Origin of the sequence: Streptococcus parasanguinis, from assembly GCF_032163505.1 — a bacterium.
Taxonomy (GTDB): Bacteria; Bacillota; Bacilli; order Lactobacillales; family Streptococcaceae; genus Streptococcus; species Streptococcus parasanguinis_V.
Map to the genome: position 1 here is coordinate 688025 of NZ_CP134147.1, position 15001 is coordinate 703025.

At 42.0% G+C, this 15001-nt stretch carries 16 protein-coding genes and 1 pseudogene; 14 read left to right on the forward strand and 3 right to left on the reverse strand.

Annotated features, from left to right (window positions below):
• Positions 1-7: 7 nt before the first annotated feature.
• The 10 genes and pseudogenes from RIN70_RS03600 to RIN70_RS03645 form a co-directional block, all read left to right on the forward strand.
• Entirely contained in the window at positions 8-736 is a 729-nt protein-coding gene (locus RIN70_RS03600) for a GNAT family N-acetyltransferase (RefSeq protein ID WP_195623260.1), read from the forward strand.
• 41 nt (positions 737-777) lie between these two features.
• Positions 778-1662, forward strand: a complete 885-nt coding sequence (locus RIN70_RS03605; RefSeq protein WP_195623259.1) for a putative PEP-binding protein — start codon at positions 778-780, stop codon at positions 1660-1662.
• On the forward strand, positions 1622-2062 hold the full coding sequence (locus RIN70_RS03610; RefSeq protein ID WP_195623258.1) for an ASCH domain-containing protein: 441 nt from the start codon (positions 1622-1624) through the stop codon (positions 2060-2062). Before RIN70_RS03605 ends, RIN70_RS03610 begins: the two co-directional genes overlap by 41 nt.
• A 103-nt stretch (positions 2063-2165) precedes the next feature.
• The gene (gene glmU / locus RIN70_RS03615) at positions 2166-3545 is read left to right on the forward strand and encodes a bifunctional UDP-N-acetylglucosamine diphosphorylase/glucosamine-1-phosphate N-acetyltransferase GlmU (protein ID WP_313790688.1); all 1380 of its coding nucleotides are present in this window, start codon (positions 2166-2168) and stop codon (positions 3543-3545) included.
• Positions 3546-3554: 9 nt separating this feature from the next.
• Positions 3555-4100 (forward strand): NUDIX hydrolase, encoded by a 546-nt coding sequence (locus RIN70_RS03620; RefSeq protein WP_313790689.1) that lies wholly within the window; start codon positions 3555-3557, stop codon positions 4098-4100.
• Between the two features lie 11 nt (positions 4101-4111).
• Complete coding sequence (gene macP, locus RIN70_RS03625; protein WP_003006241.1) at positions 4112-4447, forward strand: cell wall synthase accessory phosphoprotein MacP; 336 nt, start codon at positions 4112-4114, stop codon at positions 4445-4447.
• A gap of 24 nt (positions 4448-4471) precedes the next feature.
• On the forward strand, positions 4472-5164 hold the full coding sequence (locus RIN70_RS03630) for a 5'-methylthioadenosine/adenosylhomocysteine nucleosidase (protein ID WP_201087838.1): 693 nt from the start codon (positions 4472-4474) through the stop codon (positions 5162-5164).
• Between the two features lie 164 nt (positions 5165-5328).
• Positions 5329-5952 carry an endonuclease III gene (gene nth, locus RIN70_RS03635; RefSeq protein WP_004219781.1) on the forward strand — a complete coding sequence of 208 codons (624 nt, stop codon included), beginning with the start codon at positions 5329-5331 and terminating at the stop codon, positions 5950-5952.
• Positions 5953-6217: 265 nt separating this feature from the next.
• Complete coding sequence (locus RIN70_RS03640) at positions 6218-8185, forward strand: peptide ABC transporter substrate-binding protein (protein WP_031574467.1); 1968 nt, start codon at positions 6218-6220, stop codon at positions 8183-8185.
• A 168-nt stretch (positions 8186-8353) separates the two neighbouring features.
• Positions 8354-8563: pseudogene (locus tag RIN70_RS03645) on the forward strand (PaaI family thioesterase); the annotation flags it as partial.
• 106 nt (positions 8564-8669) lie between these two features.
• Here the strand turns inward: RIN70_RS03645 and RIN70_RS03650 are convergent.
• The 3 genes from RIN70_RS03650 to RIN70_RS03660 form a co-directional block, all read right to left on the reverse strand.
• Complete coding sequence (locus RIN70_RS03650; RefSeq protein WP_031577145.1) at positions 8670-9263, reverse strand: helix-turn-helix domain-containing protein; 594 nt, start codon at positions 9261-9263, stop codon at positions 8670-8672.
• Positions 9264-9433: 170 nt separating this feature from the next.
• The gene (locus tag RIN70_RS03655; RefSeq protein WP_003014423.1) at positions 9434-9820 is read right to left on the reverse strand and encodes a bleomycin resistance protein; all 387 of its coding nucleotides are present in this window, start codon (positions 9818-9820) and stop codon (positions 9434-9436) included.
• A gap of 11 nt (positions 9821-9831) precedes the next feature.
• On the reverse strand, positions 9832-10659 hold the full coding sequence (locus RIN70_RS03660) for an exodeoxyribonuclease III (RefSeq protein WP_129299564.1): 828 nt from the start codon (positions 10657-10659) through the stop codon (positions 9832-9834).
• A 135-nt stretch (positions 10660-10794) separates the two neighbouring features.
• On the opposite strand from RIN70_RS03660, the gene RIN70_RS03665 reads away from it, so the two are divergent.
• The 4 genes from RIN70_RS03665 to recR all read left to right on the forward strand — a co-directional run bounded on the left by RIN70_RS03665 (position 10795) and on the right by recR (position 14956).
• Positions 10795-11247, forward strand: a complete 453-nt coding sequence (locus tag RIN70_RS03665; protein ID WP_313790690.1) for a DUF3290 family protein — start codon at positions 10795-10797, stop codon at positions 11245-11247.
• Complete coding sequence (locus tag RIN70_RS03670; protein ID WP_024055948.1) at positions 11244-11876, forward strand: DUF421 domain-containing protein; 633 nt, start codon at positions 11244-11246, stop codon at positions 11874-11876. The genes RIN70_RS03665 and RIN70_RS03670 overlap by 4 nt, the downstream gene beginning before the upstream one ends.
• A gap of 421 nt (positions 11877-12297) precedes the next feature.
• Positions 12298-14349 (forward strand): penicillin-binding protein PBP2B, encoded by a 2052-nt coding sequence (pbp2b, locus tag RIN70_RS03675; RefSeq protein ID WP_313790691.1) that lies wholly within the window; start codon positions 12298-12300, stop codon positions 14347-14349.
• 10 nt (positions 14350-14359) lie between these two features.
• On the forward strand, positions 14360-14956 hold the full coding sequence (gene recR / locus RIN70_RS03680) for a recombination mediator RecR (RefSeq protein ID WP_003002450.1): 597 nt from the start codon (positions 14360-14362) through the stop codon (positions 14954-14956).
• The last annotated feature ends 45 nt before the right edge of the window (positions 14957-15001 follow it).

Here is a 15001-nt window from a genome sequence, read left to right on the forward strand (position 1 = left end):
AGGGATAATGGAACTATTTAAAACATGGAAGAAATATATGGTTCTCTATGGACTTAAATCTCAAATCGGTACTGTTTATCGAAACAGTGATAGGACAACGAGCTTTTATGATATTGGGAATTTTCTATACCTAGCAGGGGAGTTGGATTCCAGATTTTGGGAAGATTTTGTTAGGCAATATGGTTTAGATTATAAGATTATTATTTCAGAAGACACTAAGTGGCAAGATTTTCTGCATCGGCAAGTTGGGTTAATTTCTTTTACTCGCTATTCTTTTAAGGATAAGGCAAATTTTCAAGTTGAATTTCTAAATGATCTAGTTACTCATATAGAGGAAGGTTACAATATTGTACCTATTGATAATCGTATTTATAACTGCCTTTCTGAGGAAGAATGGTCACAAGATTTACAGGGGGATTTTGAGTCCTACCAGGATTTTGCTTTAAAAGGTGGATTTGGCTTTGTTATTCTTAAAAATAATGAAGTGATTGCTGGGATTTCCTCAGGGTTAGTTTACCGTGAAGCAGTTGAAGTTGAAGTTGCAACTAGACCAAACGAACAAGGAAATGGATTTGCTAAAAAACTTGGTGCTGCAATGATTCTAGAGAGTTTAAATAGAGATATGTTTCCACTTTGGGATGCTCATAACGAGGCTTCCAAAAAAGTAGCAGAATTTTTAGGATATGAGTTAGTTGAACCTTATGAAGCTTTTGAACTAGAGGAAAGTGTCGTATAATGATATCTGATATTGTATCTTTTAAGACGAGGTGAATGAACATGCAAAATCAACTAGCTCTTAGTGGCGAAAAAATTGTTGAAAAAGTTTATCCCCATTTATTGCACCACGTCGGCTTGATTCGTGGGGAATACTTGTTGAGAGAACTAAACCAAAACATACTATTACCAAATTGTCAGCAATTTGTGAAAGATTATCTAGACACTATTTGTCATTTGTACTCAGATGAAGAAGTCGGGTATCGCTTTTCAGAGTTAACAAATGCAGAAGCAAATATTCTAGACGGGACTAAAGAGTATTTTGACGAACGCCACCCCTTATTTGGATACAGAGGTATCAGGCGTTTGTTGGCGTGTCCAGATGAATTTCAGGCTGAGACAAATGTTGTTACAGAAGTTTTTCAAACCAATCCCAATCTGTCTATTATTTTTCCTTTTGTCAATGATGCCGAACAATTAAAACAAGCTATTACAGTATTGCGTCAGTATGGTTTTACCGGGAAAGTCGGCACGATGATTGAATTACCATCAGCTTATTTCGACTTGGACAGGATACTGGAAACTGGTATTTCAAAGATTGTAGTTGGAATGAATGATTTAACTTCTTTTATTTTTGCGACTGTGAGAAACAGTCAATGGCATGATATGGAAAGTCCAATTATGTTAGATATGTTGAGACAGATGCAGGATAAAGCAAGGAAGAACAAGATTGATTTTGCTGTAGCAGGCTATCTGAATACTTCTTTCATACAAAAAATGAATCAGATGGGGATTGAGTGCATTATCCACTACAGTTCTATTCCGGAGATTTTTAATTTAGAGATTGACCATCCAGATCATCTTAAACATATAAAAGAAGAAAGTAAAAAATTACAAAGGAGAACCAATGACACCTCAAGAAATGTGGAATGCCTACAAGCAAATTAACCCCTCGATTGAAGATGAGATAGACGCCTGGGCCTTTGGAGTGGATCCAGACCTTTTAGCGGAACTGGTCTTTAAAGGCGAAAAAACAGCAACAGCCTCAGCATATGATCTATACGCAATAGAGGACGAACCCCTTCCCCAAAAAGGGACCTTTGATGTCATTTTAGATAGTCAAGATCAGGCTGTCTGCATTGTCGAAATTACAAAGGTTTCCGTTCAGCCTTTTCATCAAGTGTCGGCCGACCATGCCTACAAGGAAGGTGAGGGAGACAAATCTTTAGCCTATTGGCGTCAGGTTCATGAGGACTTTTTCAAAGACTGCTTTGGAGAAGCAGGTCTGGTTTTTACACCTGACAGCAAGGTGGTTTTAGAAGAATTTCGCAGAGTTTATCCATTATAGAACACGCTCTCCTTTTCGGAGAGTTTTTTGATCTGGTCTTATTTTCCAAAAGGGGTGAAAAATGGTATAATAAGTACGATATTGTACAGAAAAGAGAAATGTTATGCCAAATTATGCCATTATTTTAGCAGCGGGGAAAGGTACCCGTATGAAATCAGATCTGCCCAAGGTTCTTCACAAGGTTGCAGGGATCTCTATGTTGGAGCATGTCTTCCGTAGTGTTGGAGCCATCTCACCTGAAAAGACTGTAACAGTTGTGGGCCACAAGGCGGAATTGGTAGAGCAAGTCTTAGCGGGACAAACAGAGTTTGTCAAACAAACCGAACAATTGGGAACTGGTCATGCGGTAATGATGGCAGAGCCAGTCTTGAAAGGCCTTGAAGGGCATACCCTCGTCATTGCAGGAGACACTCCTTTGATTACGGGTGACAGTCTCAAACACTTGATCGACTTCCATATCAACCACAAGAATGTGGCAACGATTTTGACAGCCGAAGCAGCTAATCCATTTGGCTATGGTCGGATTGTCCGTAATGACAATGCGGAAGTGCTTCGCATCGTCGAGCAAAAAGATGCGACAGATTTTGAAAAACAAATCAAAGAAATCAATACAGGGACTTATGTCTTTGACAATGCCCGCCTCTTTGAAGCTTTGAAGAATATCAATACCAACAATGCCCAAGGTGAATACTATATCACAGATGTGATTGGGATCTTCCGAGAAGCAGGAGAGAAAGTTGGAGCCTATACGCTCAAAGATTTTGATGAAAGTCTCGGGGTTAACGACCGCGTTGCCCTTGCGACAGCAGAAGGCATCATGCGTCGTCGCATTAACCAAGCCCACATGGTCAATGGAGTGAGCTTTGTCAATCCGGATGCAGCCTATATCGATATCGATGTTGAGATCGCACCAGAAGTGCAAATCGAAGCCAATGTTACCCTAAAAGGGCACACAAAAATTGGGGCTGAGACCGTCTTAACTAATGGAACCTATATTGTGGACAGTGAAATTGGTGCAGGTGCCGTTATTACTAACTCTATGATTGAAGAGAGTACGGTAGCCGATGGCGTAACGGTAGGACCATATGCTCATATTCGTCCAGGATCTAGCTTGGCAAAAGATGTCCATATTGGAAACTTTGTCGAAGTCAAAGGTTCGTCTATTGGCGAAAATACCAAAGCTGGTCATTTGACTTACATTGGCAACTGCCAAGTTGGCAGCGACGTCAACTTTGGTGCTGGAACTATCACGGTGAATTATGATGGCCAACACAAGTTTAAAACAACAATTGGCAACAATGTCTTTGTTGGTTCAAATTCGACCATCATTGCACCCGTCGAGCTCGGAGATAATTCTCTAGTCGGGGCTGGATCCACCATTACCAAAGATGTGCCAGCAGATGCGATTGCGATCGGTCGTGGCCGTCAAGTGAATAAAGAAGAGTATGCTCTTCGCTTGCCACACCATCCTAAAAATAAATAGGAGAATCTCATGCAATTTGAAGAAAAAACCATTGAGCGCAAGGAAATTTATCAGGGACCGATTTTCCAAGTGGTGACTGATCAAGTAGAACTACCTGACGGAAAAGGTCAAGCGCAGCGTGATTTAATCTTCCATAACGGAGCAGTAGCGGTTTTGCCGATCACAGAAGATGGAAAGACGATCTTGGTCAAGCAGTACCGCAAGGCGATTGAAAGGACCTCAGTGGAGATTCCAGCAGGGAAGTTAGAAAAGGGAGAAAATGCAGATCCTAAAGCAGCTGCTCTGCGCGAATTGGAAGAAGAAATTGGCTACACGGCGGATCTAGAGTTGTTGTATGATTTTTATTCTGCCATTGGCTTTTGTAATGAGCGAATCAAACTTTATGGTGCGACCAACTTGAAAAAGGTGGAAAATCCACGTCCACAAGATGCGGATGAGACCTTAGAGTTATTAGAAGTGACCTTGAAGGAAGCCAAAGATTTGATCCAAACTGGCGAAATCTGTGATGCCAAGACCATCATGGCGATCCAATATTGGGACTTAATCAATAAATAGAGGAGGATCCGATGGGAAAACCTTTATTAACCGATGAAATGATTGAACGAGCAAGGCGAGGTGAGGACATCACCGGTCCTAAAATGGTCGATGCGGAAGAGACGAAAATTATTCGGACAGACCACAGAGGATTTGGCTATGAACGTCCTATGAGAGAGAGTCGTATGGAGCGTCCACAAGAGCGTTATTCTCAGGATACTGTGCAGATCCAAGTGGAGCCCACCGTGACCAAGAGTCGTCGCATTGAAGAACGCAAACAAAGTGTGGTCCAATCCAAACTCAATAAGATTTTGTTCTGGATCATTGTGCTCCTCATTGCCCTGATTATTGCTATTTGGCGTCTATAAGGTCGTCACAAGGAGAGAACCAACATGAAAATTGGAATTATCGCAGCCATGCCCCAGGAGTTGAAGATCTTGGTTGAAGCCCTTGAAAATGGGGAAAAGCTTCTGCGTCTTGGAAAAGTCTACTATACAGGATCAATTGGACGCCATGAGGTCGTTTTGGTTGAAAGTGGTATCGGAAAAGTCATGTCTGCTATGAGTGTAGCAGTCTTGTCCAATGATTTTAAAGTGGAAGCCATTATCAATACGGGTTCTGCAGGTGCCGTTGCCCCAGGGATGGCTGTTGGAGATATCGTTCTTGCCGACAAATTGGCCTATCATGATGTGGATGTAACAGCTTTTGGCTACAAGTACGGTCAAATGGCAGGCCAACCGCTTTACTTTGAATCCAGCCGCTATTTCGTATCAGAAATGAAAAAAGTTCTGGAAGAAGAAGCTGCAACCACACATGTGGGCCTGATTACAACAGGAGATAGCTTTATCGCGAGTGAAGTAAAAGTTGCAGCGATTCGGGAGCAGTTTCCAGAAGTATTGGCAGTTGAGATGGAAGGGGCAGCCATTGCCCAAGCTGCTCATGCAGCTGGACGTCCCTTCATGGTCATTCGCGCTATGAGTGATACAGCAGATCACGCGGCCAATCTCTCTTTTGATGAATTTATCGTTCAGGCTGGTGAGCGCTCTGCTCAAACCTTGATGACTTTCTTGAAGAGACTGGTGTAAAACAAACAATAGAGCCTAGGAATATCTAATGGTAGAAGTGGGACGAGGAATGAAGTATGATTCAATTTCATTTCTCGTTCCACTTCTTTTTTTCTGAAGCCGAATCTTTCAGAAATAGGGTACTTTCATGCTATAATAAAGACTAGTAATGTAAAGGAGAGAATATGGTTTTATCAAAGAAACGGGCACGTCATGTGATTGAAGAAATTATCGCCCTCTTTCCAGATGCCAAGCCAAGTCTGGATTTTCGTAATCATTTTGAATTACTAGTAGCAGTCATGCTCTCGGCTCAGACGACAGATGCAGCTGTTAACAAAGCGACACCAGGTTTGTTTGCGGCTTTTCCAACCCCACAAGCCATGGCAGCAGCCAGTGAAGCCGATATCGCCAAGCATATTTCTAAATTAGGTCTTTATCGAAATAAGGCTAAATTTCTCAAAAAATGTGCCCAACAATTGCTAGACAACTTTGATGGAAAAGTCCCTCAGACTCGCGAAGAGTTAGAAAGCCTTGCAGGAGTTGGTCGGAAAACAGCTAATGTGGTTATGAGTGTAGGATTTGGAATTCCAGCCTTTGCCGTCGATACCCATGTAGAGCGAATCTGCAAGCACCATGATATTGTCAAGAAATCAGCGACGCCATTGGAAGTTGAAAAGCGGGTCATGGATGTTCTACCTAAGAGCGAATGGCTAGCTGCCCATCAAGCCATGATTTATTTTGGGCGGGCTATCTGCCACCCCAAAAATCCTGAATGCGATCAGTACCCACAACTCTATCATTTTGATTAGGAATCAGTCCCTCTGCTCGAAAGAGCAGAGGTTCTTTTTTTCGCTGAAACGTATATTTATTAAAAGAATTAAAAGATGAGGTTTTACAAGTCTGTAATGGTATGTGATAAGACTTGCCTATCCAGCATCTTTGAGATCAATTTCAAAATGCTTTTCTTGACATCTTATTATATTCATTCAGAAATAACGAACTTTTTTAAAATAAATTTGGTTTTTTTTAAGAAATAGTGTATAATGGTAGAAAATCTAACATAAGGAGATAGTGATGAAAGCAAAAAAACTGTTAGCTCTTGCAGGAGTTTCTGTTGCAGGTGCCTTTCTCTTAGCAGCGTGTGGCGGTGGTAGTAGCAATCAAGCAACCTACTCATTCGTCTATTCAGCGGATCCAAATACATTGGATTACATCGCTGCAACTCGTACAACGACTTCAGATATCACAAGTAACCTTGTAGATGGTCTTCTTGAAAATGACCAATACGGAAACTTTGTGCCAAGTCTAGCAGAAGATTGGACTGTCTCTGAAGATGGATTAACCTATACTTACAAACTTCGTAAGGATGCCAAATGGTATACAAGTGAGGGTGAAGAGTATGGTGCTGTAACAGCTCAAGACTTTGTTACAGGGATCAAACACGCGGTTGAGTCAAAATCAGAAGGCCTCTTCATGATTCAAAATTCAATCAAAGGTTTGGATGCCTATGTAAAAGGAGAAACGAAGGACTTTAAAACAGTTGGAGTCAAAGCTTTAGATGACCACACCATTCAATATACTTTGGTCCATCCAGAAAGCTTCTGGAACTCTAAAACAACTTCAGGTGTTCTTTTCCCAGTCAATGCGGATTTCTTGAAATCTCAAGGAAAAGATTTTGGTTCTTTGAAACCTAGCAGCATCTTATATAATGGTCCATATTACTTGAAATCATTGACTTCAAAATCTGAGATCCAATTGGTCAAGAACAAAGATTATTACGATGCGAAAAATGTTCATATCGATCATGTCAAATTGACCTTTAACGATGGATCAAACCCAGATTCTATCATTAAGAACTTTGAAAAAGGTCAATACTCCTTTGCCTCTGTTATGCCAAACAGTTCGACGTATAAGAGCGTCAAGAAAAACTTTGGTGACAACATTGTCTACGGTTTGCAATTAGGAACATCTTACTACCTTGGATTCAACTTGGATCGTCAAAAATATGACCACACAGCCAAAACAACGGATGAACAAAAAGCTTCTACCAAGAAAGCAATCTTGAACAAGAACTTCCGTCAAGCGGTGAACTTTGCCTTTGACCGCAAATCTTATGCGGCACAAGTATCAGGATCTGATGCAGCTGAGAAGACCCTTCGTAGTACCTTGGTGCCACCAACTTATGTCCAAGTCAATGGAGAAGATTTTGGTAAAGTGGTTGAAAAACAATTGGTTACCTATGGAGACCAATGGAAGGGTGTGAGCCTGGACGATGGCCAAACAAGCCTGTATAACCCAGAAAAAGCCAAAGCTTCATTTGCAAAAGCCAAAGCTGAATTGCAAAAACAAGGAGTTCAATTCCCAATTCATTTGGACTACATTGTCAGCCAAGTGGACAATAGCATGGTCCAACAAGCGAGCTCCTTCAAACAATCTGTAGAGTCAGCGCTTGGTGCAGACAATGTTGTGGTGGATCTTCAAAAGGTATCGGATGATGATTTCCAAAATATCACCTACTTCAGCGATACAGCTGCTGCAAGAGACTACGATATCTCAGGCGGTGGATGGCAACCTGACTACCAAGACCCATCTACTTATCTGGAAAGTATCAGCCCAGTAAATGGTTCTGTCTTCTATTATCTTGGTATTGATGCAGGTTCAAACAACCCAGCCATTGCAGCAGTTGGTTTGGATCAATATGCGAACATGTTGAAAGACGCCGATGCTGAATTGTTGGATCAAGCAAAACGCTATGAAAAATATGCAGCAGCGCAAGCTTGGTTGACAGATAGCTCGATTACGCTTCCAACTGTCTCAAATGGTGGTGCTCCAATGCTTCAACGGACCGTACCATACAGCCGTGCTTCTTCATGGGTAGGTACTAAAGGAACAGGAACATTCTACAAATACCTTGAAATGTCTAAAGATGTTGTCACAACAAAAGACTTTAACAAGGCCAAAGAAGAATGGTTGAAGAAAAAAGCAGAATCCAATAAAAAAGCTCAAGAAGATCTCAAAGATCACATTGAGAAGAAAAAATAAAAAATAAAAAATCAATCATTGGTCTATCAATGAAGATAAAAAAGTCGAGGCTGGGACAAAAGTCCTAGCCTCTTAATTATTTTTGGATTGTCGAGCAAGACGCAGTGGTTGAGTGGACTCTACTACGCTGATTTCATCAGCTTTTACAGCCCTACTCAACTGTGCGGAGGTGGGACGCTCCAGTCTTCTATCAACTATTTGAAAGCTGGCAATCTAGGGGATGTCCTAACCATCAGGGGGGAATGTGTCCATCAAGGTCGTACAACCTGTGTCGTCGATGTAGATATCACCAACCAAGATGACCGAAATGTCTGCAAGGCAACCTTCACCATGTTTGTCACAGGCCAACGGTCTGAAGATAGACAGGTGAGGATATAGGAAAGCATGAGTAGGAAGTTACATCCCAAAAATCCCGAGTGTGATCACTATCCGCAACTCTATAACTTTAAAGACATTTGAAAAGCGAGGTCTGATGACTTCGCTTTTATTTGATAGGGAAGAAAGTCAGTAAGAGCCAAGAAAACAACAGAGCAATAGCTCCAATTCCAAGGCAAAATAGAACAGGAAGGATAATATTTTGGTAAGGAGCCTTGCCCCTTTCCTCGGCTTCTTCAATCTCGCTCAGGCTGCGTCCTTGATCATAGGCGACAATCTGGCGAAAGGTACGAAGATTATGCTGTTTCTTAAATTTCTCAATGCGTAGGGCGTAGAACATTGTGATAGCATAAATCAAGCAACTAATAGCGATACCGAACCATTCCAGATAAAGAATTAGAGGAATCATTATTATAGGACTTCCAATTAGTAAAATGGTAAAAACCACTCCATCTTTTTGATAGCGCATAAATTCTTGGTCGTGAATAATTTGTTTCATGGTTTCCACATCTCCTTTTATGAGTTGGTCCAATGACACTTCAAAGACCTTGCTCAGTAAAAGCAGGTTTTGAATATCAGGGTAGGTTGCTCCGCGTTCCCAGTTGGAAATGGATTGACGGCTGACAAAGATGATTTCAGCCAAATCATCTTGAGATAAATTTTTCTCTTTACGATAGTGCTGGATCTGCTTTCCGACTTGCATAAGATTTCCTCGCTTTCTGATTTCATTCTACTCAATTATACAAAAAATGGCTATCAAAGTTCTTTGACATGCTGATTTCATGGGCTTTAGCAAAGGTTTCTGTCACTGGATTTACAGTTCTGTCAATTTATATTTACTTACTGAAAAAGAGGCCAACAACCTCCTTTTTCTTATTCACTAAATCTTAAAAAATAGCCATCTGGGTCTAAAACTGCAAATTCATGAGGATAGATATAATGGTCGTCAACACGAAATTTTCTTTTGGTCAATGGGCGATGAATAGGATAGTTGGCTTCTAACAATTTCTGATAGAGCCTAGGGACATCCTCTATACCAAAGGAGATATTGACTCCACGACCAAATGGGTAGGTTAGTTCAGCTAATTCATCCTTTGTTCCCTCCTCTAGCATGAGCTGGCAATCTTCAAGAGACAGGAAGAGAAATTTTTCTTCTAGACGCTGGTATTCAATGGTGAAACCCAGTAAATCACAGTAGAAGGAACGGGACTGTTCTATATTCGATACCATAAACTCGGGAATTACTGCATTGTAGTTCATAAAGAAAATCCTTATAATTCAATCTCCAAGACAATCGGTGTGTGGTCTTGGCGAGCGCCTGAGTCAATCATATCTGATTTAGTAACCTTGTCTGCAATGCGGTTTGAGGTTAACCAATAGTCGATTCTCCAGCCTGTATTGTTGATTTTTGAGGTTTTACTGCGTTGTGCCCACCAAGTGTAACGCTCCGGCACATCACCGTGGAGGTGGCGGAAGGTATCTGTAAAGCCTGCTGCTAGAAGGTTGGTAAAGCCTGCACGTTCTTCGTCTGTGAAACCTGGTGAACGACGGTTGCTGGCTGGATTAGCAAGGTCGATTTCCTTGTGGGCCACGTTGTAGTCACCTGTAGCAAGGACAGGTTTTTGCTTATCAAGTTCAGCCAAGTACTCCGCATATTTGACATCCCAGACTTGACGTTCTGCTAAACGTTTGAGGCCATCACCGGCATTAGGAGTATAGACTTGTGTTACAAAGAAGCCACCAAATTCCAGAGTAATGATCCGACCTTCCAAGTCCATGGTCGAAGGAGCACCGATCTCTGGGAAAGTCACAACGGGAGTAAGCTCTTTTTTATAGAGGAACATGGTTCCAGCATAGCCTTTGCGAGCTGGTTCTTGAGAAGAGCGCCAGGTATTTTCGTAGCCAGGGAAGAGTTCCTCAAGAATTTCGAGGTGTTTTTTAGTAGGTCCTTTGGAGGATAACTTGGTTTCTTGAATGGCGATGATATCTGCATCCTCAGCGACCAAGGTTTGAAGGACTTCTTGAGAGAGTTTGGCGCGTGCTGAGTCGCTAGTCAATGCAGCGTTTAGCGAGTCGATATTCCATGAAATGAGTTTCATTGTGTTTCCTTTTCTTGACATAATTGATAGTTTTATTATAACAAAATTTTAATGATTTCCTGATCACAATGCCTTGAAAATTCTTATAAAATCCATTATAATAGCTTGAATTCATTTGGAGAAAGGGAGTTGTTTATGAAATTTTACTCTTATGACTATGTATTGAGTCAGATCAGCCAGCAAAACTGGGTGACCATTGGGATATCTGGCTTGCTCATTCTTCTGACTGTTTTTTTTGCGGCGAAAGCCTATCGGAATAAGCACGATAGCAAATTCCGCGAATTGTCTATTATCTCCATTTTAACTCTGGTGGTAGTGGTCTTGATCAGTATCAGCAATTTCCAAAATAGCCAAAGTAATAATGATCAGTTCCAACGCTCACTCCATTTTATTGAGGTCGTCTCAAAGGAGTTGGATGTCAAAAAAGAAGATGTCTATGTCAATACTTCAGCAGCCACAGATGGGGCGATCCTGAAGGTTGGAGAGGTTTATTACCGAGCTATCGCAGGCTCTGACCCAGATAGCTACCTATTAGAAAAGATGGATCTGTATAAAACAGACGTGGAACTTGTGGAGGTGAACAAATGACAGTAGATTTTTTAGCCATTTTGATTAAATTAGCTATCGGCTTGATTTCCTTGGTATTTGTAATCAATGTGACCGGGAAAGGAAACTTAGCACCAAGTTCTGCAGTAGACCAGATACAGAACTTTGTTCTTGGGGGAATTATTGGTGGGGTCATCTACAATAGCTCCATTACCATTCTTCAATACATTGTGATTCTCTTGATGTGGACTATTTTGATCTTACTCTTAAAATGGCTCAATACCAATGTCCGTTTTATGAAGCACTTGATCGATGGCAAACCAACTGTCATTATCAAAGATGGGAAGCTTGATCCGGAAGCTTGTCGATCCAAGGGACTTTCTGCTTCAGACGTTGCCCTGAAATTGCGTTCACAAGGAATTTTCCAATTAAAGGGAGTGAAACGAGCTGTCATTGAACAAAACGGTCAAATGATCGTTGTCCGTGCGGGGGATGAAAATCCTAAATACCCGATCATTACTGATGGCGTGGTTCAGCTTGAAATTTTGGAAACAATTGGGAAAAGTGAAGAGTGGTTGCTGGCTGAATTGGAAAAAGAAGGCTATGACAACGTTTTGGATATTTTCATTGCTGAGTATGACAAAGGAAAAATCAATGTTGTGACCTACTAAAAGAAGAGATTGGGCGACCATGTCCAATCTCAAATTGAAGACAAAATAGTCTTAAAAACTTTCCTTAGGTGAGTACGGACGTCAGCGAACTTCTACGAAGTTCCATGACTTAGTTTTGAACCTAAAGTTTCAAAACTCCCGAGTTCCTGAAACAATTGTGTTTCAGGAACTTTTCTCACGGCGGAAAGTTTCGACATATGCTTGAATAAGCTTAAAAATTAAAAATCAATATTTTTTCAACCACCTCACATAAGGTTGTACATGTAAAAAAGTTTGTGTTAATTTCAAGATTGGGCGAGCAGGTCCAATCTTTTTTCTTCATAAAATTCCAGGAAAGGTCCCTTCCTTTTCTTGAGATACTCTTGGAAAAATAGTAAAATGGAAGGTAAGTGTTGATTAGAAAAGAAGGACAGAACATTTCATGAAGAAGAAAATACGGAAGTTTGAGAATCATTCGATTACACGCAGACTCTACCTGCTGTTTAGTTTGATTTGCCTTCTTTTTTTGGTGCTGATTGCCCGACTTGGCTATATGCAGATCACTCACCAAGCCTACTATACGGATAAATTGGCAAAAGCTACGAAAAAGACTGTCAAACAAGGGAGTGTGCGAGGGCAAATCTATGATGCTTCTGGTAAACCCTTGGTGGAAAATGTGGGCAAACAGGTCCTGACTTTTACGCGGGATCGTAAAATGACGGCCCAAGAAATGCGAGAGACAGCTGGGAAACTCTTACAGTATGTCGATGTAGAAAATCCTCAAGTAACCGAACGGCAAGAAGTGGATTACTATCTAGCCAATACCAAGGTCTACCAAGAGGTCGTGGAACACCTGCCTGAGAAAAAGAAATTTGATACCGATGGCAACCGCCTGCCGGAAGCCAAGATTTATCAAGCGGCAGTGGATAGTATCGACCCTTCAAAACTCGGCTATACAGATGATGAGAAAAAGATTATTTATCTCTATAGCCAGATGAATGCGGTGGAGAATTTTGCGACAGGGATTATTTCGACGCAGGCACTAGGAGCTGAGCAGATTGCGACCATCGCAGCGGATAGTCAGGACCTTCCGGGAATTGCCATCACGACTAGCTGGGACCGCAAGGTTTTGGATACTCCTCTAGCCTCTATTATTGGAAATGTATCGACCGAGCAGACGGGACTTCCAGCAGAAGAGGTTGAGGATTATGTCAAAAAAGGCTATGCTCTCAATGACCGGGTTGGAACGTCTTATCTCGAAAAGGAATACGAAAACGTCCTTCAAGGCAAACGCAGTGAAAAAGAAATTCTCCTAGATAAAAATGGCAACATGGAGAAAGTGGTCGACGTTTCAAAAGGGGCCAAAGGAGAAAACCTCAAGCTCTCGATTGATTTGGATTTCCAAAAAGGAGTGGAAGATATCCTTCGCTCTGCCTTTAGCGCAGAGTTGCAAGCTGGAAATGCGACATACTCCGAAGGTGTCTATGCTGTAGCCCTGGAGCCTGATACAGGGAAGGTCCTTGCCATGGCAGGGATTAAACACCAGGCTGGTAGTCAAGATCTATCAGCAGATGCTTTAGGGACAGTGACCAACGTCTTCGTTCCAGGATCCGTGGTCAAAGGAGCGACCTTGACTTCTGGATGGGAAAATGGAGCCATTTCAGGGAACCAGGTTCTGACCGATCAGCCGATTGTTTTTGCAGGATCCGCTCCTATCAATTCTTGGTTTACCCAATACGGTAGTCGTTCCATCAATGCGGTGGAAGCATTGGAATACTCTTCCAATACCTATATGGTCCAAATTGCCCTTAAGATGATGGGGCAACCTTACACTCCAAATATGACCTTACAAGTGGATCAGGTTGAACCGGCTATGAAAAAACTGCGCTCTACTTTTGCAGAGTATGGTCTTGGGACATCAACGGGGATTGACCTTCCCAATGAATCGACCGGTTTTATTCCAAAAGACTACACAGTCGGTAATTATTTGACCAATGCCTTTGGTCAGTTTGACAACTATACGCCTATGCAATTGGCTCAGTATGCGGCAACCGTAGCGAATGATGGGAAGCGAGTGAGTCCTCATGTCGTCGAAGGCATCTATGACAATAATGATCAAGGGGGCCTTGGTCAGTTGAAAAAAGCGATCGAAACCAAGGAGCTCAATCAGGTCCATATCTCAGCTGAGGACATGGCTTTGATCAAGCAAGGGTTCTATCAGGTTGCGAATGGTACGAGTGGTTTGACGACAGGGAAAACTGTCGGTCAAGGTGCTAGTGTCTCCATTAGTGCCAAGACCGGTACAGCTGAAACCACAGTCGATGGAGGCAAACAAGCCATTAATACCAATGTGGTGGCTTATGCACCGTCAAACAATCCAAAGATTGCGGTAGCAGTGGTTTTTCCACATAATACCAATCTACAAGCGACGGTCAGTCATTCCATTACGCGTGACATTATTAACTTATACAATCAGAAACACCCCATGAATTAGAAAGGAAACTATGCTTTATCCAGCACCTATTGCAAAATTAATTGACAGCTATTCGAAGTTGCCAGGAATTGGGATCAAAACAGCGACTCGTCTGGCTTTTTACACCATTGGTATGTCAGATGATGATGTCAATGAATTTGCCAAGAACTTACTGAATGCCAAGCGTGAGCTGGGGTATTGCAGTATTTGTGGCAATTTAACCGATGAAGAAACCTGCGAGATTTGTCGAGATGAAACGCGGGATCCATCCCTCATTCTGGTTGTAGAAGATAGCCGGGATGTATCTGCTATGGAAAATATCCAGGAATACCACGGTCGCTATCATGTCTTGCATGGCTTGATCTCGCCCATGAATGGCGTAGGACCCGATGACATCAATCTCAAGAGTTTGATTAGTCGCTTGATGGATGGAACAGTCACAGAGGTCATTGTTGCGACCAATGCGACGGCAGACGGGGAAGCGACATCTATGTATATCTCGCGTGTGCTCAAACCAGCAGGCATCAAAGTGACCCGTTTGGCACGGGGGCTAGCAGTTGGAGCCGATATCGAGTATGCGGACGAAGTGACCCTTCTTCGCGCGATCGAAAATCGGACAGAATTATAAGAGAAGTTCTTTCGAAAGGGCTATCATTGTGGTATACTATCAAGT